Here is a 22,518-nt window from a genome sequence, read left to right as displayed (position 1 = left end):
AAGATGGTCAAAAGCAGATTACTTGGCTAGCTCTTCCAGAACGCGTGCCCAAGATCGGATGCCTTTGTGGAAGCTCTTGAGTTCATACTTCTCATTTGGTGAGTGGATCTGATCTTCATCCAGACCAAAGCCGATGAGCAGGCTGTCCATGTCCAACGTGCGCTTGAAGCTGCCCACGATTGGGATAGAACCACCACAGCCAACCAGTGCTGCTGGCTTATCCCATTCAGCTGACAGAGCCGCGCGGCCTTTTGCCAGAGCAGGTGCATCAAAATCCATGCGCAGAGCACGATCGCCGCCGTGTGGGTGCAGTTCCAGCTCAAAGTCTGCTGGTGTTTTAGACTTCAGATAAGAGCGGAATGCATCTCTGATTTTCTCAGGGTCCTGATCACCCACAAGACGGAAGGATACTTTTGCATGCGCTTCAGCCGGGATAACAGTTTTGAAGCCAGCGCCAGTATAACCGCCCCAAAGGCCATTTACTTCACAGGTTGGACGCGCCCAGATCTGTTCCAGACCGGAGCGATCTTTTTCGCCGCCCAGATCCTTCAGACCGATACCACCGAGGAACTCCTCGGTTGAGAAGCCGAGGTTCTGCCACATCTCTTTGACGTCTTCCGGCAGTTCCGGAACATCATCATAGAAGCCTGGTAGTGTGATGCTGCCGTTTTCATCACGAAGACCAGCAATCATGTCAGACAGCACATGAAGCGGGTTGCGTGCAGCACCACCGTACATACCGGAGTGCAGGTCTTTACTTGGGCCTTTAAGAGTGATTTCTTCGCCAACCAGACCGCGCAGCATAACAGAGATCGCTGGTGTGTCCTTGTCCCACATGGAGGTGTCACACACGAGGGCGAGATCTTTGGACAGCTCTTCCTTGTTTGCATCCAGGAATGGCTGCAAAGATGGGGAGCCGCTTTCTTCCTCGCCTTCCAGCAGAATCGAGATGTTGATAGGCACATCGCCAGTTTCTTCAACCCAGGCACGGACAGCTTCCACGAAGGTCATCAACTGGCCTTTGTCATCGTTAGCGCCACGGGCAACGATCATTTTGGAGCCGTCTTCGCGGGTTACGATCTGCGGATCAAACGGATCAGCATTCCAAAGTTCAATCGGATCAACCGGCTGCACATCATAGTGGCCATAGAACAAAACGTGTGGTCCCGGCTTGCCATCTGCTACGTGGTGACCGACAACCATTGGATGGCCGGTGGTGTCTCTGACCTCAGAAGGAATGCCAATTGCAGTCAGCTCACGTGCCATCCACTCAGCTGCTTCGCGGCAGTCACCCTTATATTCAGGATCGGTAGAAATGCTCTTGATGCGCAGGAGTTCAAACAACCGATCGAGACTTTGATCCAAATTTTGATCAATACGATCAAGGACTTTGTCGAGATTCGACATGATTCATTCCTTTGTAGTGCAGGCTCGTGTTTATCACCTGTAGGATGGGATAGTACGCAGGTCACTGCGTAGATATGAGGCTGTAAGAAGCTCTAACATAGTTTCCAAAGTCAAAGCTATGGCTTTGCCCTGGTAACCACTTGTAATTCGGCAGACTGTTTAAACAGGTCGGTTAAACTCTTTTAAGGTGCGTGGGCGATACTTTGAAGAACAAAGGCACGCAAGAGGCCAAGCAACGCAGAATCTTTTTTGGAAACACACGGGATTAGGCCCAGATTTCGAACTTATGAAATCACCCAATGCTAATGAGCCTGTTCCGTTGTCCCTAACATTGGACCCAATCGTCACTATATTAGATTTATTGGGGGACTGGAGATCACGATGCATATACTTGTTGATCGCATTACCGAAAAAACCGGGTTGGATCCCGAAAAGGTAGAACCTGCTGTAGGGATCATGCTGAACTTCATTGCAAAGAACAGCACCAGAGAAGAAGTCGAGACTTTACTGGAAGCCTTTCCAGCTGCGGAAGGTTTTCTGGCCATCGACGAAGCCACCGAAAACAAAGGTCTTTTTGGCGGTCTGGCCAGTAAGATGAATGCCAGTGTTGGTGTGCTTGCTGCCTTGAACGAAATGACCAGCCTTGGGCTTACTGTTGAGGATATTCAGAAGGTCGCGAAAGAGACTGTTGAGTATACTCGCGAAAAGGCTGGACCGGAGTTCACGGATGAAATCGTTGCCCGTGTGCCGGGACTTGCTGAAATCACCTAGCAAAGTAGTAACTGATCCTATTACGCCAAGTTTTTAAGCGCTCCAAATCTGAGTGCCTAATAAGCAAAGAAGCAGGCCCATCGGGAATGAGCCTGCTTTTCTTATGCCTGCGATAAGCTTTATCAGATTTTGATCTGACCGTAACGCAACGCTTCAACCACCGTATGGGTTTTGTTGGATGCGTTGAGCTTGGCGCTTGCGTTCTGCAAGTGCGCATGGACTGTTCTTTGAGAAATCTCCAGAAGCTCTGCGATTTCATGGGCTGTCTTGCCCAACGCTGTCAGTTCCAGAACACGACGCTCGCGGGCTGACAAATCACCCGGTCTTTGGTCTGAAATTACACCCAGTTCGAACAGACGGCGGAAAGCTGCGGAGCAGACGATTTCCAGTGATGCCAGATCGTATGGTTCAGCAGCGATCTGATGCCCAGCGCCGACCACCATTGCCTGGAATGGATGAAGCGCATCCACCGGGATCACCATGACCCGGGCGCCCTCGCCTATTGCGGCAAAAAGCTCAGAATTGCCGGTGTCTGTGCCGGAAACTGACCAGACAACCGGGCGGTTGCCAGACAGGCCGAGCATAAGAGCACTATCGCCAGCGCTCAGGGTTGTCCGCTCAACACCGCCATTTCTCTCATCCGGCCAACGGAACCTATGAACCAAACTGTCAATTGTTCGGTTTGGCATAGGAAGACCAGTGATGAGGATATGGGATGCTCCCAATCGTCTTAGGTAGGATTCCACAATGTCCAGAACGGGTTTCGCTGCCCGTGCTTCTGAAATCGCTTTTACCTTTGCTTCGATATCTGAAGTATCGTTCATTTGCCCTGCTTTCCCGTTTCTATCCGCACAGCACTCGCTCTTGTGTCGCCGGATTGAAGACGCACTTGCCCACCTGACATACCGGAGGCATGCCAACTCACTTTCGCAAACCCATTGTTTGCGCAGGTAAATTCGAAAACTCTCAGTCTTGAATGGCGGCTCAGCGCAGGAGGGCGACTTTACGGAGTTTGGCCTTGGCCTTTTCTCTCGTATTGAGTAGTTGGTCGCACGCCTGTTAAACGCTGTCTTTGTTCGTCACGGGCAATTCTTTGAGTTGCCTCGCGCTGACAAGATGTCACCATCTCATGTATGCTTGTATTACTCTCAGACCACTTGTTCTTACAGCAATCTCGGCAATACCGTCATTCTCATTATAGGAGGTAGATCAACTAACCTCTAAGTATTCAGAGCACCTGTAAATAGTGCCCCCACTGTTGCCCCATAAAACTCACTACTCCAACAGTTTTACCTAGGAGCTAATTGGCAGTAATTCCGAAAAATCTATAGTAAGAGTACGAAACTACTGCTTAGCTCTCGGCAATAGTAACAGCGTTACATGCCCTAGGGTCAATTGCGACAAGTTTAGGATAAATTAAGCTAATGCGAAATCTATCCAGCCTTTGTCACATCAGTAGTTCTGCAATTTACGCAGTGTTTGGGCCAGTTGTTTTCCAATCTCGTCCTAACGCATAGCTTGAAACCATCAAAGGTTCCTTCGTATAAAGTTACCAGAAGGACATGGGATGGACATGCAAAACATTGATTTTCCGAGCGATTTCCTAGAAGCAACACAAAGTGACTGGGAAGCATCTGCTCTGCGTGCCCTTAAAGGCGCCGCTCTGGATGCACTAAACACACCAATTGCAGGTGGCCTCGAGAACAAGCCGCTATACCAAGGACGCACCGACAGCGCTCCATTGCAATTGAGGGAGAGCTCTCGCCCTTGGAAGATCATTCAACGCAGTGATCATCCCGTCATTTCCGAGGCCAACGCCCAGATGCTGGAAGACCTGGAAGGCGGGGCTGATGGCATTGAGCTGGTTCTGCCTGCTTCTCCGCGTATTCTTGGCGGTGGACTGAGCGTTCAGCGTATTGATGACATGCTGAAACTGCTTGATGGTGTGAAGCCTGATCTTATCGATTTCCGCCTTGAGTGTGGCTATGAAGGCAGCGCGACTCTTGCTTTGCTGGTTGAGACCTGCAAACGGCTGGGCGTTCCTTCTAATCAACTGACTGTTCAAGGTGTGTCTGATCCTCTCAGTGTGTTTGTCAGCTCCGGTCGGGTTCGCAACTCCTTTGAGCGCCTTGAGCAGCGCGCTCAGGACCTTGCGGGATACGCTCGCAACAACGGCATTCAGGGCAGCCTGCTGCGCGGTGATGGCCGTTGTTATCACGACACGGGGGCCAACAGTGTTCAGGAGCTTGGCCTTACTCTTTCCAGCCTGCTTTACTACATGCGCATACTGGAAAAGGGCGGCATTCCTGCAGAAGACCTGCCAAAACACGTGTCTGCCTGCCTGAGTGCCAGCGCGGATCAGTTTGGTACTATCGTTAAAGCGCGTGCGATGCGCCAGTTGTGGGCCCGCTTACTGGATGCTGCGCAGATGCCATCGCAAAAGCTGCATCTTCATATGGAGACCAGCTGGCGCATGATGAGCAAGCGTGATCCATGGGTGAACATGCTGCGCACCACAGTGGCTACGTTTGCTGCCGGTATTGGCGGCGCTGACAGTGTGAGCGTGCTTCCGTTCACCAGCGCCCTTGGCCTGCCAAACGCGTTTGCACGCCGCATTGCCCGCAACACCCAGCTTATTCTGGTGGAAGAAAGCAATCTGGCGCAGGTGAGCGATCCGGCTGCCGGTAGTGGTCTTGTTGAAGAGCGTACAGAAGAGCTGGCCAATGCGGCCTGGGGTTACTTCCAGAAGATTGAGAAAGAAGGCGGTGTTCTTGAAGCGCTGCAATCTGGTGTGATCTATGCTGATGTTACCGCAGCGCGTGCGGAAGAGGATAAGTTGGTCGCTACTGGACGCCACCCTCTGACGGGTACAAGTGCCTTCCCTAATCTGGGCGAGGCAGATGTAGAAGTCCTGAAGGCAGATACGGATCAGATCGGTGAGATCGCGACCCGTAAGGACCTTCCGGAACCCAGCCCCGATGGACAGTTGATTGAAGCTGTTGCCAAAGCGCTGAGTGATGGTGCCGGATTGGTCGATATTCAGGCAAGCCGTAAGCAGCTGGGTGACAATGACTGTCACGCCCTGAAGCTGACACGACTGGGGACACCGTTTGAAAGCCTTCGGGACAAGGCTGAGGCCTTCAAGGACACTCAGGGCAACCCACCAAAGGTGTTCCTGGCAACTTTGGGCCCTGTGGCTCAACATACCGCCCGTTCAACATTCACCAGCAACTTTTATGCGGCTGGCGGGTTCATCAGCGGTGGTGGCAAGTACTTTGAGAGCCTTGATGATCTGATCTCCTGTTTCCGTATCAGCGATGCGAAGATTGCGTGTATCTGTTCCTCTGACAAAGTTTACGAAGAACAGGCTGTTGCTGTCTTGAAAGAGCTTAAAGCAGCTGGCGCCAAGCGCGTGACGCTGGCGGGTCGCCCGAAGGACCTGATGGCGGAACTGACCGAGAATGGCCTTGATGGGACCATATACCAAGGCTGTGATATGCTTGCTGAACTGAAGACATGTTTTGAAGTGGTTGGCGTTTCGCTGGCTGATGAAGTGGAGGCAATTTGATGAGCTTGTTTCCTGACTACACCCAGGTAGATTACAACGACAGCGCGGCCACCGCTTCCACTGATACGCAAGCGACTTGGGACACGCCGGAAGGCATTGCGGTTAAGCCAGCGTATGGCCCACAGGATCTTGATGGCCTGACGCACCTGAACACCTGGCCGGGATTGCCGCCTTTCATGCGCGGACCTTATCCAACCATGTATGTTCAGCAGCCATGGACCGTGCGCCAATATGCTGGTTTCTCCACTGCTGAAGATTCCAACGCTTTCTATCGTCGCAATCTGGCCGCTGGTCAGAAGGGTCTTTCCATCGCGTTCGATCTGGCGACCCACCGTGGGTATGACAGTGACCATCCACGCGTTGCCGGTGATGTAGGCATGGCCGGTGTTGCCATCGACTCCATTTATGACATGCGCACGCTGTTCTCCGGCATTCCGTTGGATAAGATGAGCGTGTCCATGACCATGAACGGTGCTGTGCTGCCAGTGATGGCGCTCTACATCGTAGCAGCGGAAGAGCAAGGTGTTTCTTCGGAGAAGCTTTCCGGAACCATTCAGAATGACATTCTGAAAGAGTTCATGGTGCGTAACACCTACATCTATCCGCCTGCCCCATCCATGCGGATCATCTCGGATATCTTCGATTACACCTCGAAGAACATGCCGAAGTTCAATTCCATCTCTATTTCCGGCTACCATATGCAGGAAGCGGGTGCGACCGCAGATCTGGAACTGGCATTCACGATTGCTGACGGCATCGAGTACGCTCGTGCAGGTGTGGCTGCTGGCCTTGATATTGATGCATTTGCCCCTCGCCTATCCTTCTTCTGGGCCATTGGCATGAACTTCTTCATGGAAGTTGCCAAGCTGCGTGCGGCACGCCTGATCTGGGCGAAGCTGATGCAGGAGAACTTCCAGCCGAAGAACCCGAAGAGCCTGTCTCTGCGCACGCACTCGCAGACTTCCGGCTGGTCTCTGACTGCGCAGGATGTGTTCAACAACGTGATCCGCACCACTGTTGAGGCAATGGCGGCGACACAGGGGCATACGCAGTCTCTGCATACCAATGCATTGGATGAAGCGCTGGCGCTGCCAACAGACTTCTCTGCCCGCATTGCCCGTAACACCCAGCTGTTCCTGCAGCAGGAAAGTGGGACGACGAAAACCATCGATCCATGGGGCGGTTCTTACTATGTTGAGCGCCTGACTGCGGATCTGGCAGCCAAAGCGCTGAAGCATATCGAAGAAATCGAAAGCCTTGGCGGTATGGCAAAGGCCATTGAAAAAGGCATTCCGAAGCTTCGTATTGAAGAAGCTGCTGCGAAAACACAGGCACGCATCGATAGCGGGCACCAGACTGTCGTGGGCGTGAACAAGTTCCGTCCTGACCGTGAAGATGAGCTTGAAGTGCTCAAGGTGGACAACGAAGAGGTTCGCGCCAAGCAGATCGAGAAGCTGAAGCGTTTGCGTGAAGAACGCAATGAAGACGAGACACAGGCAGCATTGAAAGCACTGGAAGATGCCGCTCGTTCTGGCGAAGGCAACTTGCTGGACCTTTGCGTGAAAGCAGCCCGTGTGAAGGCTTCTGTTGGCGAAATGTCTTTGGCCATGGAAAATGCGTTTGGTCGCCATAAGGCAGAGATCAAGTCCATTGCTGGCGTTTATAAGCGCGAGGTTGGTGAAATGTCTGAGAGCATCTCCAAAATTGAGCAGCTGGTTGACACGTTTGAAGAAAACGATGGTCGCCGTCCGCGCATTCTTGTTGCCAAGATGGGACAGGATGGTCATGACCGCGGCCAGAAGGTGATCGCCTCAGCCTTCGCTGATCTTGGCTTTGACGTGGACATTGGGCCGCTGTTTGCAACGCCTGAGGAAGCAGCACGTCAGGCAGTTGAAAACGACGTGCATATCGTTGGCGTTTCCTCCCTTGCTGCAGGTCACCTGACCCTTGTGCCTGCGCTTAAGAAGGCACTGGCAGATGAAGGCCGTGAGGACATCATGATCGTTGTGGGGGGTGTTGTGCCTCCGCAGGATTATGATGAGCTTTATGCGTCCGGCGCTTCTGCGATCTTCCCTCCGGGGACCGTGATTTCAGAAGCTGCTGAAGGATTGATCCACGAGCTGAACGAAAAACTGGGCTACGAGCCGCAGCAGGCTGCTGAGTAAACACCTCTGCAGTTGATGATTATTTCTGGCGAAGGCGGGACACTTGTTCTCGCCTTTTCTTTTTGTGCCTGCCTTGCTCAAAAGGTTGCAGGACAAGACAGGTTTGCTGCTTTCCCCCAAATCATTCGCTGGTCTCACGATGTTAGGCAGCTGTCTCTGTCCAGCTGACAGAAAGCGTGCGAGCTGTGCTGCAATGAACCCTTAATGTTTCAAGCCCATATAGGTGAGGTGAAGGAAACAGGTCTCCTTCCATATTAGAACTCCCAGTCATCAGGCGAATAACAATGTTTAAAGAAGCTCTTGAACTCGGTGGTTTGGCAGTCGTTACAGGTGCGGCAAGTGGTGTGGGCAAAGTTGCTGCCCTTCGATTTGCTGAGCGTGGGCTTGGCGTGGTGCTGGCAGATCTTCCCGGACCACGACTTGACGCGGTAGTTGATGAGGTTCGTGCTGTTGCGTCTGAAGGTGCTACCGTGATTGGCGTTCCGACGGATGTTTCTAATGAGAGCCAAGTGAACGCTTTGGCGGACAAAGCCTTTGAGACTGGTGAGGTCGCCGTTCTCATGAACAATGCTGGGATCGAAATTCCTTCGTCAAGCTGGGGTGAGCTGGAGAACTGGAAGAAACTCATCTCCGTGAACCTGTTTGGCGTGATTTACGGCGTTCATGCTTTTCTGCCGCGCATGGTGGAAGCAAATCGTCCAGCTGTTGTGATCAACACCGGCTCAAAGCAAGGGATCACAACACCTCCCGGTAATCCAGCTTACAACACGACCAAAGCGGGTGTGAAAGTCATCAGTGAACAGCTCAGCCATGAGCTGCGAGAGGCGAATGCCCCGATCTCAGTTCACTTGTTTGTGCCAGGCTTTACTCACACAGGCATCAACATGGCCCAGTATCCGGAAAAGCCAGCAGATGCGTGGACTAGTGAGCAGACGGTTGATTACTTCCTTAAGCGTATGGTTGAGGGCGACTTTTACGTTCTGTGCCCGGACAACGCTGTAGATTCAAAGACCGATCACCTGCGGGTCTCCTGGGCAGCTGGTGATATCATCGGAAACCGCCCTGCTCTCTCCCGCTGGCATCCAGACTATGCTGAACAGTTTATCAGCTATCAGAAAGCGGGGAAGATCTCTTAAGCGCCGTGTTTGATTTGGAGAAACAAGCATTGCAAACTCTGGTATTTTCCTAATCCATTCCTACATGAATTAAGCGCTCATAAGTTTATGAGCTCGGGCACTTCGATCTAGGCTTGTTGCTGCGGATCGGGATTTTTGGCGTGTGTTCTGCGCAAGGGTGGAGCGCACATTTGAGGATGAAATATGCTTACTACGACCACGAACACCATCGAGGGCAAAGAGATTTCCGACTACAAGGGCATTGTTCACGGTGAAGCAATCCTGGGTGCGAACGTTTTTAAAGACCTGTTTGCCGGTATTCGCGATATTGTCGGTGGTCGTTCCGGCGCCTATGAGGATGAGCTGAAGAAAGCCCGTCAGATTGCATTGCATGAGATGACCGAGGAAGCGGCCCGTTATGGCGCAAACGCTGTGATCGGCATCGACATTGATTATGAGACTGTTGGCAGCAATGGTTCCATGCTGATGGTGACCGCGACCGGTACTGCTGTTACCTATCGCTAACGCGTTTTTGTCAGCGTCTTCGTTTCCGAAAACCGGAAACTTCTTTTCGGGAACACGCACTAAAGTGTGAGCAGGGTACTGCCCTGCCCCACAACTTCTCCAAGTCGCTGACTTGCAAAGGGGCGCCATCTGTTCAAGGTTGGCAGAAGAGATTCTTCTTACCGGACATATTTGAATGAATGCACGCCTCGCTTCTTCCAGAGACAACATTGATGATCTTGCCGAGCGGCTGCTGAATGGGCAGCGCGCAGCGCTTGCACGGGGCATTACGCTTGTTGAATCCAAGAAGCCTGCCCACCGGGAGCAAGCAGAAGCCCTGCTGACCAAGGTGATGGGCTCCACCGGAAATGCATTTCGTATTGGCGTGACCGGCGTTCCGGGCGTTGGTAAGTCCACCACCATCGATACGTTTGGCTCCAACCTGACAGCTGCCGGGCACAAAGTGGCTGTACTGGCAGTTGACCCTTCCTCCACGCGTACAGGCGGCTCCATTTTGGGTGACAAGACCCGGATGGCGCAGTTGGCTGTTGATCGTAATGCATACATCCGTCCTTCTCCTTCTGCTGGCACGCTAGGTGGTGTTGCTGCCAAAACCCGTGAAAGCATGCTTTTGTGTGAGGCTGCCGGGTTTGATGTGATCCTCGTTGAGACTGTAGGCATCGGGCAGTCTGAGACGACCGTTGCGCAGATGGTTGATTTCTTCCTTGTTCTGATGTTGCCAGGGGCTGGCGATGAGCTGCAGGGCATCAAGAAAGGCGTGCTGGAGATTGCGGACCTGATCGCCGTGAACAAGGCGGAAGGGGACGGGCTGATACGAGCACGTTCGGCTGCCTCTGAGTATCGGGCTGCGCTGAATATTCTTGCGCCACGCTCCAAGCACTGGTCACCTCCTGTTCTGACTATCTCCGGCCTTGCCAATGAAGGGCTGGATGATCTTTGGAGCCAGCTGGGTATTTTCAAAGAGCGAATGCAGGCTAGTGGAGACTGGGAGAGCAAGCGCGCAGAGCAGCAGTTGGCGTGGATGTGGGGTTTGCTCAATGAGAAGCTCCAGACTGCCCTGAAAGCGAACCCGGATATCAAAGCAGCACTACCGGATGTTGAAAGTGCGGTGAAGTCCGGCAATCTGCCAGCGACTGCTGCGGCGAGTAAGCTGGCGAGCCTGTTCGGGATCTGATCAAGCACTGGGGGACGTGATGGCAGAGGATCAAGAGAAGCTTTCAAGACGTACCCTGCTTGGTGCTGGTGTTGTGGCAGGAGCCGGAACACTGGTTGCCACACAGGAGGCGCAGGCTGTTGCTCCCATAAAGCCGGTTGTTGTTGAATTCCCCGCTCCTTCTTTTCAACACGATGTGTCAGAAGAGCTGCAAGCGGCGATGGCTGAGGCTACTGCTCAAGGGCATATCCTTCAGCTGGGTGCTGGTGACTATCAGGTCTCCGGGCTTTCTCTGCCCGGTGGTTTGAACCTGCGTGGTGTGTCCGGTCATACACGTCTGGTGTTCAGTGGGCACGGCTTGCTGCTGCAAGGTGTACAGGCAGATGACGTTACTCTCAAAGACCTCATTTTTGATGGTGGCGATCAACCGCTTTCTGACGAGGTGTCTGCTCTTTTGTGGTTCTCTCAATGCGCTCAGCTCAGCCTGACGTCCTGTGAGATAACCAAGAGCAGCAAGTCGGGTGTGGTGCTGGAACAGTGCTCTGGGTCCATCATCGGGAACCGTATTCATACACACAGTGATGTTGCTCTTCTCAGCTACAATGCTAGCGCACTACACATCGAGGGGAACATCGTTTCAGATTGCGGCAATGGCGGCATACTGGTGCATCGGTGGTCCGAGGGGCATGATGGGTCGATCATATCGGGCAATCAGGTTTCCAACATCCGTGCGAGTAGCGGCGGGACCGGGCAGAACGGCAACGGCATCAATGTATTCCGTGCAGATAGTGTCACCATCTCCAGCAACAAGGTAAGTGACTGCAAATTCTCCGCGATCCGCGCCAATGCTGCCTCTAATGTCCAGATCCTTGGCAACACCTGTCACCGCTCAGGCGAAGTGGCCTTGTTTGTGGAGTTCAGCTTCCAAGGTGCCATTGTCAGCAATAACTTGATTGAGACCGCCGCCAACGGGATTTCGATCACCAACTTCCGAGAGGGTGGGCGTCTGGCCGTGTGTTCCAACAATGTGTTGCGGGCCATCACAGGTACGGGACCCTATGAGAAGGACAATCCGACCTTCGGTGTTGGCATTGCTGTTGAGGCGGATACCTGTGTGACCGGCAACGTGGTGGAGGATGCACGGATTATTGGTATCAATCTGGGCTGGGGGCCGTATATGCGCAACCTGATTGCAGCTCAGAACACTGTTCGGTCAGCTCCTGTTGGCATTGCCGTCAGTCTTGCAGCGGATGATCAAAGTGCTCTCATTTCCCAGAATATCATCGCAGGTTGCCCCGTGAATATCGCAGGCTTCAAATGGGATGAGCAGGCCAGCGGTGATCTGGCCCTTTCTGCGGAGGATCTGCCACGCTCCATTCGCGTGACAGACAATCTTGTAAGCCCAGTTTAGGGAGCTGGCAGGAAAAGACCTCCCTGCCCTTACCAAAATCAAATGGTGTTCAGCAGACGTTTGAAGTCAGCAACCGGGCGAACTTCGCCGACGAGAATATCGCGGCGGTTCTTCAGCTGCTGATGTTCCCAGGTGCGCAGGCCTTTTTCTTCTTCCTCAGAGAGGCCCAGCAGTGATCTGATGGTGGCTGCCATCATGACTTCCGCACCACGTACAGAACCGTCTTCACACTTCAGGGTCACACCAAAGCCGAGTTCCGGCAGGGCTGCACAGAAGACCCCTTCTGCGCCCACTTTCACGAAGACGCGGCCTTTGAAGATGTCCATGATCTCCGTGCAGAAGCGGTTCTTACCGGCGACCATGTAAGGCTCGTTTACGCAGGCCTCATACAGCACTTCCGCTGCATTGGCGCGGATCGGGTCAAGGCCAACACCGGTTGCGAAGCGGGCGAATGCCAGAGCGGTTTTCTGCTGATCCATGGCGTAGGTCGGGATGGAACAACCGTCTGTTCCGCAGACATCCTGGGCCAGAACTCCACCGCTCATCTGCTCCAGCACATTGCGGATTTCCGCCTGGACCGGGTGATCGAAGTCGATGTAGTTCTCGGTCGAGATGCCAAGGGTTTTGGCCATTGCCAGGAAGCCAGCGTGCTTACCAGAGCAGTTGTTGTGCAGCTGACATGGGCTGTCATCGGTTTTGACGATCTCGACACAATCATCCATGTGCTTTGGCCATTGCGGGCCGCACATGAGGTCTTGTTCTGTCAGGCCAGCTTTGAACAGCATCATGCGGGCAGACTTGGCGTGGACGTCCTCACCGTTGTGCGAGGCACAGGCCAGAGCCAGCTCGGCATCGTCAAAGTTCAGCGCTTCTGCGGCACCGGATTCCACCATTGGGATTGCCTGAAGGGCTTTGATGGCGGAGCGCGCAAAGATGCCCTGCTCTACATCACCTGCACCAAACGCCAGTTTGCCATCAGCATCAACGATAGCGATTGAGCCACGATGGCGGCTCTCGACAGTGTTGCCTCGCGTCACTTCGACGAGTACGGGATTATCCATTCACTCACACTTCCAAGGATTGGCTCTCAGGCCCTATGATTGTTCGCAGCAGCGGACTGTCGTCCTTGCGTGGCAGGTCCGCTCCGGCTCATTGTGTCTGCATACTCTATTTTTCAGGGCAGAGCTACATTTGTGATTTTGCCTTTGTTGCGCAGGTTGTTAACCGGGCATTCGCTGGTGTTGCCCGGCCTCGCAGCCTCAGGAAACGACCATTTCGCCCATCCATGCCTGCAGGCGGCCCAGTGCTTCATTCAGCACTTCATCCTTTTTGCAGAAGCAAAAACGGACAAAGGTTTGTGGGCCTTTAGTGCCGTAAAAGGCGGAGATCGGAACGGCAGCGACACCGGCTTCCTCAACCATCTTCTGGCAGAACTCGACATCGTTGCCTTTGAAACCAAGTGGCGCAAAATCGCAGGTGACGAAGTATGTGCCTTCACATGGGAGGACGCGGAAGCCCATGTCTTCCAGAGGTCCAGAGATCAGGTCACGTTTGGCTTTCAGCTCGCTTTCAAGAGAGGCGTAGTAGTCGTCATCTTTGTTCAACCCATAGGCTACTGCTTTTTGCAGGTTTGGCGGGGTGGTGAAGGTGACGAACTGGTGGGCTTTGGCGATTGGTTCCAGCAGGTTTGGAGCAGCAGTGATGTAGCCGACTTTCCAGCCTGTCAGAGAAAACGTTTTGCCTGCGGAGCCAATGCGGATGCAGCGATCACGCATTCCCGGAAGGGTCATAAGCGGTGTGTGCTTCTCATCAGAAAACACGATGTGCTCATAAACTTCATCGCAAATGGCATAGCAGTCGAACTCAAGGCACAGGTCTGCGATCAGTTGCAGCTCGTCTTTGCTGAAGACCTTGGCGCTTGGGTTCATTGGGTTGTTGAGCAGGATGGCTTTGGTCTTGCTGGAGAAGGCTTTGCGCAGCTCGTCTTCGCGCAGTTCCCAGCTTGGCGGGGTGACTTCGACAAAAACCGGTGTGGCGCCTGCCCGTTTAACCAGTGAGAGATAACAATCGTAGAGCGGCTCGATGAGGATAACTTCGTCACCCGGTTCAACCAATGCGAAGATGCTGTCGGCCAACGCTTCGGTGGCGCCGGAGGTGACGAGCACTTCGGTCTGCCAGTCCACATCCAGATCGTAAAAGCGCTTGTTGTTGTCAGCGACGGCCTGCCTCAGAGAAGGTACACCCAGCATCGGCGGGTATTGGTTTGGCCCCTCCAGAAGCGTATCCGCTGCCACTTGCCGAACATCCTGAGGGCCATCGACATCAGGAAACCCCTGGCCAAGATTGATGGCCTTATGCTCCATTGCCAGACGGGACATACGCTCAAAGACAGTCGTTTCCAGTCCCGTAAATATGGAGTTTGTTGGTTTCATCAGGTCTCTCCCTCACATGCCGCGGATCGCATCACGCCAAGCTAACGGCCCGGCTGCATCCTGCAAAGTCTGCAATAGATGCATTTTCTGCGTATTTCCACATAAAGGCACCAGCAATTCAGCTGAAATAGATGAACTGGCTGAACCTTTGAGGCAGGTGTGAGTGAGAAAACACCAATAGCACCGCATGGCATCCCATGCAGTGGTGAAGCTGGAGTTCCCGAGATAATCGGGATGAGCAAGGCGGCAGGCAATACCTGCGCTGTTTGTTAGATATGTTTCTTCGGCATTGGCTACTCGCCTTGCCCGGGCTTTCTTTTGATGAACAACGTCGCCTCTTTTGCCTATAAGGCACGATAGCCGGTTTCCCGGAAAGACAGTGGCTTATCCAGACACGTTTCCATGCCCAAACAGTTCCTCTGTCTCTGACAGACACATTTGCAAAAGCAAGTCTCCTTGCCGGTGCTCGTGTCTCCATCACCGCGTGATACCCTATATTCCTGGGCCCTTCCCCTCAAACCATGCGGCCACGTTTGAAGTTCGGTTCACCGGACCACCGAAAGCTGCGTTACCTCTTCCGTTAGCCCCGCCCAGCCTACGACAAACTGACGGTCGCTCCGCCAGCAGCCCGTTACGTAGGCATGCGATTAGTATGGGCATGGTTTCAAGCGAGGGGGATAAGTTTTTTGAGACCCGGAACTAGCCCCATGGTGTCATCCCGGCCATTGAGCCGGGATCCATACCCCCTTGCCTTGCTGACTTACTGAGGCCTCAGCCAATCTCCGGCTCCGGGAGTATGGGTCCCGGGTCTGCGCTGCGCTTCGCCCGGGATGACGTTGGGGAAACTGCAATGGCTAGGATGGTTTCCAAAGCTGGTTAACTCGTCCCGTCAAGTTCCGCCGGTAAGCAGTAAGCTTTTCAATCCAAAGGCAAAATTCTCTACCTCGCAGGGAGGTCATCAGCAAAGAGCAGGAGATGTCTCTGCGTCAAACTCCCACCCCACGCATAGCTATTATGTGTGGGGGGACTGGTGTTTTTGGCGGGTTTCGCTTATAAGCGCGTCAAAAGGGAGACAAAAGCCGCTCAAATTTTAGCGGTGTCCTAGCTTGTAAGCTCTTGTCCTTGACCGAAAACACTTGGTTTCACACGGACTTCACAGTGCGTGCCTAGGATTCGCCCCGTATTCAAAAAAGTACCGATAACCCCATTGGAGGTGCTCCTTGCATTCGTCCACGGAGGCGCTCGCGCCCGCAAAGCCCGGCTTTTCAGCCAATACTGTCAAAGTAGAACTGCTTTCTGGTCTTACCGTTGCTCTTGCTCTGGTACCGGAAGCGGTTGCATTCGCATTTGTTGCAAAGGTTGAGCCGCTTGTTGGTCTCTATGCAGCGTTTATTGTTGGCATCATCACTGCTGTGTTTGGTGGCCGTCCGGGCATGATTTCCGGTGCGACCGGCGCACTTGCTGTTGTGATGGTTTCTCTTGTTGTGCAGCACGGTGTTGAGTACCTGTTTGCCGCTGTTGTGCTGATGGGCATTCTGCAGGTTTTCTTTGGCATTATGCGCTGGGGTAAGTTTATCCGCATGGTGCCACATCCGGTGATGCTGGGCTTTGTGAACGGTCTGGCGATCGTGATTTTCCTTGCCCAGATGGGTCAGTTCCAGACTGTTGATGCGGCAACCGGCGCAACCAGCTGGCTGGCTGGCATGGATATGGCTTTGATGCTTGGTCTTGTGGTTCTGACCATGGCAGTGATCTGGTTCCTGCCAAAGATCACCAACGTCATTCCTGCACCTCTGGCTGGTATTCTGGTAGTTTCTGCCATCGTGATCGGCCTTGGCCTGAATGTGCAGACAGTGGGTGATCTGGCGCCTATCGCCGGTGGCCTGCCTGAGTTTCACATTCCGATGGTTCCGCTGACCATGGAAACATTCATGATCATCCTGCCATACTCCGTTATTCTGGCAGCGATTGGTCTGATTGAGAGCCTTCTGACACTGAACCTTGTTGCTGACATGACCGGCACACGTGGTGGTGCTTCAAAAGAGTGTGTGGCACAGGGTGCTGCAAACGTTGTAACCGGCTTCTTCGGCGGCATGGGTGGCTGTGCGATGATCGGTCAGTCCATGATCAACGTAAAGTCCGGTGGCCGTACCCGTCTTGCAGGTATTGCAGCGGCACTGTTCCTGCTGAGCTTCATTCTGTTCGCTGCTCCGCTGATTGAGCAGATCCCTCTAGCAGCATTGGTTGGTGTGATGTTCATGGTGGTGATCGGCACCTTTGCGTGGAACACCTTCAAGATCCTGCACAAGATCCCACGGACTGATGCCATCGTGATTGCACTGGTGACCGGTGTGACTGTTTACTCTGACCTTGCTGTGGCTGTTGTGGTTGGCGTGATTGTTTCCGCACTGGCGTATGCGTGGAATGCCTCCAAGCGTATTGATGCGCAGACAACAACCAACTCCGATGGCTGGAAGATCTACAAGCTGGAAGGCCCGCTGTTCTTCGGTTCTGCGGCTGGTTTCCAGGAGATCTTTGATCCTCAGTCTGATCCGGATGATGTGATTGTCGACTTCATCAACTCTCGCGTGGTGGACCATTCTGGTCTGGCAGCGATTGATGCACTGGCGACCCGTTATGAGCAGGCTGGCAAAACGCTGCATCTGCGTCACCTGTCTCCGGACTGTAAGGACCTGCTGCACAAAGCTGGCAGCATGGTTGAAGTCGCGGTTCTGGAAGATCCGCATTACGGTGTTGCAGTAGACTATGATGCTGAGATGCAAGAGACCAAACCAGCGACTAGCTGATCTTGCTGATACATATTGAAACAGAAAAGGCGGAGCTGTTGGCTCCGCCTTTTTTATTGGTCAACTGCGGGTGGACTTAACCGCGCTGACCATGACCGTGACCGAAGCCACCTTTGCGGTCCTTCTGACCTTTGCGCCAATCCTTCTTCATCTTTTTGAAGTCAGCTGATGTGATGACGCCGTCGTTATTGCGGTCCATGCGTTTCATCATGTTTGCTGTTGGTGCGAAGAACTCTTCCTGAGTGACTTTCAGATCACCGTCAGCATCCAGACGCTGGAAGGAACGGACGTACATTGGCTCTTTGAACTCAGCGGCAATTGTTCTGAAGCCTGCCAGATCAACCGGACCGTTTGCGAAGAGCTTGTCGGCCAGCTTGCCCAGTTCTTCAGATGAGATCTTGCCGTTCTTGTCCAGATCCACCTTAGCGAACATTGCGCGCATCATTTCACCACGCATGCCTTTGCCGCCGTGCTTACCGAAGCCCATCATGCCCTGCTCGCGTGGGCCGTCACCCCAGCCGCCTTTGCCTTGCATGCCGTCGCCCTGCTTGCCATCACGTGGGCCTTTCTGCCAGCCATCCTTGCCTGGTTTGCCGTCACGAGGGCCATCGCCCCAGCCGCCTTTACCGCCTTTGCCGTCCTGCATCTTGGCCATACGGTCGCCCATGCGCTTTTTCATTTTGTCCATGCGCGCAGTCATACGTTCAGCCTGCGCGAGGAACTCTTCGCGGGTGACCTGACCATCGCCATTGACGTCAAAGCGCTGGAAGATGCGGACGGAGCGGTCTTTGCTGCGCTCAGCTGCGCGATCTGCTGCGAAGACTTTCCATTCTTCCAGAGTGATCACGCCGTCGCCAGCAGTGTCTGCTTTTGCAAAGTCTGCTTTGCGCTTGGTTTCAATTTCAGCAGCAGTGACAGAGCCGTCTTTGTTTGCATCAAAATTTGTAAAGAACTGGGAAGACATTTTCTTGCCGAAGCCACCACCGAAACCCGGAGCAGCCATGGCAGGAGACAGAGCGGTACCAGCAATGATTGCAGCTACAGAACCAGCCAAAATAGTTTTAAAATTCATCATGTCGTGTTCTCCTAATCATCAAAGCCTAAAACGAGGGGAAGGTTTGTGTGAGTGTGCTTCGATGAACACAACGTAGGAGGCATCTGTCGCAAAACTACACCAGAAAACACGTTGTTTTGTCACAGGATTTACCAGAGTATCGGGTTGTGACAGTTTGATACATTTTTGAGTGCCCAGCCACTTTCGCTGGCTTTGGGATTGCGGCATAAGTTAGGCATCCCATAGTCTATTGTTTCTCACCGCGCATGAGAGGCGGGGCACAAAGCGAGGACGCATGTCTCAAAGTACAGCACATATTCTTATCGTCGACGACCATCGTGATATCCGGGAGAGCCTTGCCCGGTATCTGACGAAGAATAATATGCGTACCACTGTGGCTGAAAGCGCCGCTGCCGCCCGTAAGGTTCTGAAGAACTCCTCCATTGATCTGGTGGTGCTGGACATCATGATGCCGGGTGAAGACGGGCTTTCCCTGTGCCGCCATCTGGTGGAGACCAATCAGGCCCCAGTTATTCTGCTAACCGCCATGGCTGAGGACACGGATCGTGTTGTCGGCCTTGAGATTGGGGCTGATGACTATGTGACCAAGCCTTTCAACCCGCGTGAGCTGCTGGCCCGTATCCGCGCTGTTTTGCGCCGCGCGAGCAGCGTGCCGCGGGAGCGTGATCCCATTGAGACTGAAAAACTGGCATTCAACGGCTGGATGTTGGACACAGCACGTCGTGAGCTCATCGACCCGGAACAGGTGGCTGTGCCGCTGTCTTCCGGTGAGTTTCAGTTGTTGCTGGCGTTTTTGAAGCGGCCACGGGTGGTTCTTTCCCGCGAGCAGCTGCTGGACCTGACATCAGGACGCTCTTTGGGTGTTTTTGACAGGTCCATCGACAATCAGGTTTCTCGCTTGCGCCGCAAGATCGAGATTGACCCTAAAAATCCGGAATTGATCAAAACTGTCTGGGGGGGCGGTTACACCTTTACGGGTGAAGTCAAAGAAGTCACCGCATGAAGTTTTTGAAATACCTTATCCCTCGCCGCCTTGCGCCTCAGCTGATCCTGCTGCTGCTAGCTGCGCTGATCTTTTCGCAGGTGGTCAGCTTTGTGCTGCTTGGCCGGGAGCGTCAGTTCGCGCTGGCTAATCTGGCCCGTGACAATGCGCTGTGGCGGACGGCCAACGTGGTCAAGCTGCTGGAGGCAACCCCTCCCCGTTTGCAGAAGCAGATTTTGCGCACGGTTTCCAACACACGGACCCGCTTCAGCATTGGTGATACGCCCGTTGTGGCGGACACCGGCGGTGATGAGCGTATGGAAGAGTTGCTTGCCAACTATCTGAAACGCCGGCTGGATCATGACAGGCAGACCCGCGTTGCGGTGGTCTACAATGACCGTGCCCCACCGGACTTCAAAGATAGATATCGAGATAACGGGCGCCCTCCTCCACCGGAAGGGCGGGAGCGGACACCTCATGGCAGTATGCAGGCGATGCATGACCGGCGGGATGACTTCTTCAAGAAGTACCGCTGGTTCTCGCTTAAAGGTGTACAGCTGTTTGCTGCTATTGAGCTGATGAACGGCAAGTGGCTGAACATTGAGAGCAACTTCCGTCTACCGAAAGCCTCCATTGTACCGATCATGCTGCCGATCTTTATCATGGCCGCGCTGACCATTCTGATCGTCTGGGTCTCTGTCTATCGCCTGACCAAACCGCTCAGGACGCTGGAAACCGCTGCTAATGATCTGGGACGCGGGGCAGATGCAAAACCGCTGAAAGAAGCTGGCCCTGCGGAGGTGCGGGCTGTGACCCGGTCCTTCAACCAGATGCAGGAGCGACTGACACGCTTCATCTCTGACCGCACTCGTATGTTGGCGGCGATCAGTCATGATCTGCGCACTCCGATCACCTCTTTGCGGATCCGTGCTGAGTTCATTGAGGATGATGAAGACCGCGAACGCATGATCGCCACGCTGGATGAGATGCAGGCGATGGTGGAAGAAACGCTCGCGTTTACTCGCGAGGATTCCAAACAGGAAGAACTGCGCTCTGTTGATCTGGGTGGTTTGCTGGAAAGCATTGCCAATGATCAAGAGGACATGGGCAACCGTGTGAATGTGGAGGCACAAAGCCGCGTGGTTCTGAAGTGTCGTCCGATAGCCTTGAAGCGTGCATTCCAGAACCTGATCGGCAATGCGATCCGGTATGGCGAAGAAGCTGAGGTGAGCTTCCGTGTTGATGAAGCCCATGCTGAGATCCGGATCTCTGACAAAGGCCCGGGCATTCCGCAGAACCGGCTGGAAGATGTATTTGAGCCGTTCGTGCGCCTTGAAGAATCCCGCAATGAGGAGACCGGCGGCATCGGGCTTGGCCTTGCGATCACCCGCAGCATCATCCACGCTCAGGGCGGTACCATTCGTCTTGAGAACGGCGAAGAAAAAGGTCTCGTCGCTATTGTGAGACTGCCGCTTTAAGGACGTAGCCCCAAATACATTGTAAGTGAGATTAAAGCTTCTGTTACTCTAGCAGAACGCTTTGTCTCACATGTCTGCCAGCCGCTTCGTCACTGCTCTGCATAACAACAAAAAGCAGAGCTCATGACAGATAAAATCTCCCCTAAACTCTTGGTACCAGCACTTGATACAGCCTCAAATGCCGGTACTTCCGCCACAACACTGGCACAAGCCGGATACAAAGCCGTTGGGCGCTATTACTCCCGGTACAGCTGGAAACAACTGACCAGAGCAGAAGCCTCAGAGCTCTTCGCCGCAGAAATGGACATCTTTGTGGTCTACGAAGACAACAATGATGCTCCCTCTTATTTCTCAGCTGACATTGGAAACCAGCAAGCGCTGCGGGCGCTTTATCAGGCAGATGCAGTCATCCAACAGCCCCGGCAAACCGGTATCTATTTTGCTGTCGATTATGATGCCTCAAGTTATGACTACACCCATTACATCAGGCCATATCTGAGAGCGATCAACGAGGTGTTTGCCTCCTTTGGCTACCCCTATCATGTCGGTATTTATGGCAATGGGATCGTTTGCTCCTGCGCCAAAAATGATGGCCTTGCGAAGCTGACGTGGCTTTCTCAATCAACGGGTTTCTATGGCTATCAGGAATACAAAGAGTCTGGTGACTGGAACATCCTTCAGGGTCCATATGTAACCATTGCCGGTACTCAGTACGATCAGGACACGCTTAATCTGAACCGGGGCTCCTATGGTGGCTTTGGCAGTTTTGCAACTCCCTCCTGCTCCAACTGAGGCATAAACCACCTCTCTGCCCATCCTTCCATGTGCAGCGTATAACTTCGCTAACCATTGGAACTGATGGGCTCTCACGGCCTTTCTCTCACGTTCGTCAACACTCTGCATAACAATAAGAAGCAGAGAAGCCATGACTGACGAAAAAGGCATCAAGACCGAACCTGCCGTTGATACAGCAGCGACCGTAGAAGTGCTGGCGAGTGCGATCGCCAAGAAAGGATACAAGGCCGTTGGGCGTTACTACTCATTTTCCAAATGGAAGCAACTGAAGCCAACTGAGGCCCAGCAGCTGATTGCTGCGGGCCTTTCTATCATCACCGTATACGAGGACAGCAACGACAAGCCCTCGTCCTTCACAGGAGCGACGGGCTCACAGCAGGCACATCAGGCGCTGCACCTTGCGCAGGAGGTGATCAGGCAGCCGAAAGGCTCTGGCATCTACTTTGCAGTCGATTACGATGCCTCTTATTACGACTATGTCCACTACATCAAACCCTATTTTCAGGCGATCCAGTCCGTCTTTAAGGTGGCAGGCGATCCTTATCGAATAGGTGTTTATGGAAACGGATTGGTCAGCGAACATGCACTGAAAGATGGCCTTGTTGAGCTGACATGGCTCAGCCAGTCCAAAGGCTTTCGGGATTATGAGGAATTTCGCAAGAGCAGGAAGTGGAACATCCTGCAAGGTGATAGTGTCAAAATCCATGGCACTGAATTTGACAGTGACACGCTCAATCTGAGCAATGGAGACTTTGGAGGCTTCACAAACCTTACGCCCAAGGCTGATAGCTAATCTCTGCCAATATAGGAAAGAAGCCTGCGCAGCCTTACTGA

General features: G+C 53.4%; 17 protein-coding genes. 12 read left to right on the top strand and 5 right to left on the bottom strand.

What is annotated here, in order from left to right; all coding sequences use genetic code 11:
• Nucleotides 1–18: 18 nt before the first annotated feature.
• A complete protein-coding gene (locus AC3CB2_RS02560) occupies nucleotides 19–1,407 on the bottom strand; it encodes a dipeptidase (protein WP_352931083.1) in 1,389 nt (462 codons plus the stop codon).
• A 381-nt stretch (nucleotides 1,408–1,788) separates the two neighbouring features.
• Here AC3CB2_RS02560 and AC3CB2_RS02555 point away from each other — a divergent pair, with 381 nt between their 5' ends.
• Nucleotides 1,789–2,178 (top strand): hypothetical protein, encoded by a 390-nt coding sequence (locus AC3CB2_RS02555; protein WP_008549768.1) that lies wholly within the window; start codon nucleotides 1,789–1,791, stop codon nucleotides 2,176–2,178.
• Between the two features lie 122 nt (nucleotides 2,179–2,300).
• Here AC3CB2_RS02555 and AC3CB2_RS02550 read toward each other — a convergent pair whose 3' ends face one another.
• Nucleotides 2,301–3,002: a LuxR C-terminal-related transcriptional regulator gene (locus AC3CB2_RS02550; protein ID WP_008549561.1), complete on the bottom strand. Its 702-nt coding sequence runs from the start codon at nucleotides 3,000–3,002 to the stop codon at nucleotides 2,301–2,303.
• 749 nt (nucleotides 3,003–3,751) lie between these two features.
• Here AC3CB2_RS02550 and AC3CB2_RS02545 point away from each other — a divergent pair.
• From AC3CB2_RS02545 to AC3CB2_RS02520, 6 genes are all read left to right on the top strand, one after another.
• The gene (locus AC3CB2_RS02545; RefSeq protein WP_352931085.1) at nucleotides 3,752–5,746 is read left to right on the top strand and encodes a methylmalonyl-CoA mutase family protein; all 1,995 of its coding nucleotides are present in this window, start codon (nucleotides 3,752–3,754) and stop codon (nucleotides 5,744–5,746) included.
• Nucleotides 5,746–7,911 (top strand): methylmalonyl-CoA mutase, encoded by a 2,166-nt coding sequence (gene scpA, locus AC3CB2_RS02540; protein WP_352931087.1) that lies wholly within the window; start codon nucleotides 5,746–5,748, stop codon nucleotides 7,909–7,911. The genes AC3CB2_RS02545 and scpA overlap by 1 nt, the downstream gene beginning before the upstream one ends.
• Before the next feature lie 284 nt (nucleotides 7,912–8,195).
• Nucleotides 8,196–9,047 (top strand): SDR family NAD(P)-dependent oxidoreductase, encoded by an 852-nt coding sequence (locus AC3CB2_RS02535; protein ID WP_352931089.1) that lies wholly within the window; start codon nucleotides 8,196–8,198, stop codon nucleotides 9,045–9,047.
• Nucleotides 9,048–9,230: 183 nt separating this feature from the next.
• On the top strand, nucleotides 9,231–9,551 hold the full coding sequence (locus tag AC3CB2_RS02530) for a heavy metal-binding domain-containing protein (RefSeq protein ID WP_008549564.1): 321 nt from the start codon (nucleotides 9,231–9,233) through the stop codon (nucleotides 9,549–9,551).
• A gap of 175 nt (nucleotides 9,552–9,726) precedes the next feature.
• Nucleotides 9,727–10,725: a methylmalonyl Co-A mutase-associated GTPase MeaB gene (gene meaB, locus AC3CB2_RS02525; protein WP_352931091.1), complete on the top strand. Its 999-nt coding sequence runs from the start codon at nucleotides 9,727–9,729 to the stop codon at nucleotides 10,723–10,725.
• Nucleotides 10,726–10,744: 19 nt separating this feature from the next.
• Nucleotides 10,745–12,115 (top strand): TIGR03808 family TAT-translocated repetitive protein, encoded by a 1,371-nt coding sequence (locus AC3CB2_RS02520; RefSeq protein WP_352931093.1) that lies wholly within the window; start codon nucleotides 10,745–10,747, stop codon nucleotides 12,113–12,115.
• A 38-nt stretch (nucleotides 12,116–12,153) separates the two neighbouring features.
• Here AC3CB2_RS02520 and AC3CB2_RS02515 read toward each other — a convergent pair whose 3' ends face one another.
• Both AC3CB2_RS02515 and AC3CB2_RS02510 read right to left on the bottom strand, forming a co-directional pair.
• Complete coding sequence (locus tag AC3CB2_RS02515) at nucleotides 12,154–13,176, bottom strand: asparaginase (RefSeq protein ID WP_352931095.1); 1,023 nt, start codon at nucleotides 13,174–13,176, stop codon at nucleotides 12,154–12,156.
• A 198-nt stretch (nucleotides 13,177–13,374) separates the two neighbouring features.
• Nucleotides 13,375–14,547, bottom strand: coding sequence for an aminotransferase (locus tag AC3CB2_RS02510; RefSeq protein WP_352931096.1), 1,173 nt, complete (start codon nucleotides 14,545–14,547; stop codon nucleotides 13,375–13,377).
• Nucleotides 14,548–15,767: 1,220 nt separating this feature from the next.
• Between AC3CB2_RS02510 and AC3CB2_RS02505 the strand changes: the two genes are divergently transcribed.
• Entirely contained in the window at nucleotides 15,768–17,354 is a 1,587-nt protein-coding gene (locus AC3CB2_RS02505; RefSeq protein ID WP_352931098.1) for a SulP family inorganic anion transporter, read from the top strand.
• Nucleotides 17,355–17,430: 76 nt separating this feature from the next.
• Here AC3CB2_RS02505 and AC3CB2_RS02500 read toward each other — a convergent pair whose 3' ends face one another.
• Complete coding sequence (locus tag AC3CB2_RS02500; protein ID WP_352931100.1) at nucleotides 17,431–18,429, bottom strand: EF-hand domain-containing protein; 999 nt, start codon at nucleotides 18,427–18,429, stop codon at nucleotides 17,431–17,433.
• Between the two features lie 274 nt (nucleotides 18,430–18,703).
• Between AC3CB2_RS02500 and AC3CB2_RS02495 the strand changes: the two genes are divergently transcribed.
• The 4 genes from AC3CB2_RS02495 to AC3CB2_RS02480 all read left to right on the top strand — a co-directional run bounded on the left by AC3CB2_RS02495 (nucleotide 18,704) and on the right by AC3CB2_RS02480 (nucleotide 22,477).
• Nucleotides 18,704–19,432: a response regulator gene (locus tag AC3CB2_RS02495; protein WP_014285066.1), complete on the top strand. Its 729-nt coding sequence runs from the start codon at nucleotides 18,704–18,706 to the stop codon at nucleotides 19,430–19,432.
• Nucleotides 19,429–20,889 carry an ATP-binding protein gene (locus AC3CB2_RS02490; RefSeq protein WP_352931102.1) on the top strand — a complete coding sequence of 487 codons (1,461 nt, stop codon included), beginning with the start codon at nucleotides 19,429–19,431 and terminating at the stop codon, nucleotides 20,887–20,889. The genes AC3CB2_RS02495 and AC3CB2_RS02490 overlap by 4 nt, the downstream gene beginning before the upstream one ends.
• Nucleotides 20,890–21,012: 123 nt before the next feature.
• Entirely contained in the window at nucleotides 21,013–21,681 is a 669-nt protein-coding gene (locus tag AC3CB2_RS02485; RefSeq protein ID WP_352931104.1) for a DUF1906 domain-containing protein, read from the top strand.
• A 133-nt stretch (nucleotides 21,682–21,814) separates the two neighbouring features.
• Nucleotides 21,815–22,477, top strand: a complete 663-nt coding sequence (locus AC3CB2_RS02480; protein ID WP_352931106.1) for a DUF1906 domain-containing protein — start codon at nucleotides 21,815–21,817, stop codon at nucleotides 22,475–22,477.
• Nucleotides 22,478–22,518: the final 41 nt, after the last annotated feature.

It is taken from the genome of Pseudovibrio sp. SCP20 (assembly GCF_057774105.1).
Note: the sequence above shows the minus strand (reverse complement) of the source record. Positions and strands in the feature narration are given on the sequence as shown.

Bases quoted from the DNA above. Each gene is read 5' to 3' on its own strand.
- AC3CB2_RS02560 (WP_352931083.1), bottom strand. From the start codon at position 1,407: ATGTCGAATCTCGACAAAGTCCTTGATCGTATTGATCAAAATTTGGAT.
- AC3CB2_RS02555 (WP_008549768.1), top strand. From the start codon at position 1,789: ATGCATATACTTGTTGATCGCATTACCGAAAAAACCGGGTTGGATCCC.
- AC3CB2_RS02550 (WP_008549561.1), bottom strand. From the start codon at position 3,002: ATGAACGATACTTCAGATATCGAAGCAAAGGTAAAAGCGATTTCAGAA.
- AC3CB2_RS02545 (WP_352931085.1), top strand. From the start codon at position 3,752: ATGCAAAACATTGATTTTCCGAGCGATTTCCTAGAAGCAACACAAAGT.
- scpA (WP_352931087.1), top strand. From the start codon at position 5,746: ATGAGCTTGTTTCCTGACTACACCCAGGTAGATTACAACGACAGCGCG.
- AC3CB2_RS02535 (WP_352931089.1), top strand. From the start codon at position 8,196: ATGTTTAAAGAAGCTCTTGAACTCGGTGGTTTGGCAGTCGTTACAGGT.
- AC3CB2_RS02530 (WP_008549564.1), top strand. From the start codon at position 9,231: ATGCTTACTACGACCACGAACACCATCGAGGGCAAAGAGATTTCCGAC.
- meaB (WP_352931091.1), top strand. From the start codon at position 9,727: ATGAATGCACGCCTCGCTTCTTCCAGAGACAACATTGATGATCTTGCC.
- AC3CB2_RS02520 (WP_352931093.1), top strand. From the start codon at position 10,745: ATGGCAGAGGATCAAGAGAAGCTTTCAAGACGTACCCTGCTTGGTGCT.
- AC3CB2_RS02515 (WP_352931095.1), bottom strand. From the start codon at position 13,176: ATGGATAATCCCGTACTCGTCGAAGTGACGCGAGGCAACACTGTCGAG.
- AC3CB2_RS02510 (WP_352931096.1), bottom strand. From the start codon at position 14,547: ATGAAACCAACAAACTCCATATTTACGGGACTGGAAACGACTGTCTTT.
- AC3CB2_RS02500 (WP_352931100.1), bottom strand. From the start codon at position 18,429: ATGATGAATTTTAAAACTATTTTGGCTGGTTCTGTAGCTGCAATCATT.
- AC3CB2_RS02495 (WP_014285066.1), top strand. From the start codon at position 18,704: ATGTCTCAAAGTACAGCACATATTCTTATCGTCGACGACCATCGTGAT.
- AC3CB2_RS02490 (WP_352931102.1), top strand. From the start codon at position 19,429: ATGAAGTTTTTGAAATACCTTATCCCTCGCCGCCTTGCGCCTCAGCTG.
- AC3CB2_RS02485 (WP_352931104.1), top strand. From the start codon at position 21,013: ATGACAGATAAAATCTCCCCTAAACTCTTGGTACCAGCACTTGATACA.
- AC3CB2_RS02480 (WP_352931106.1), top strand. From the start codon at position 21,815: ATGACTGACGAAAAAGGCATCAAGACCGAACCTGCCGTTGATACAGCA.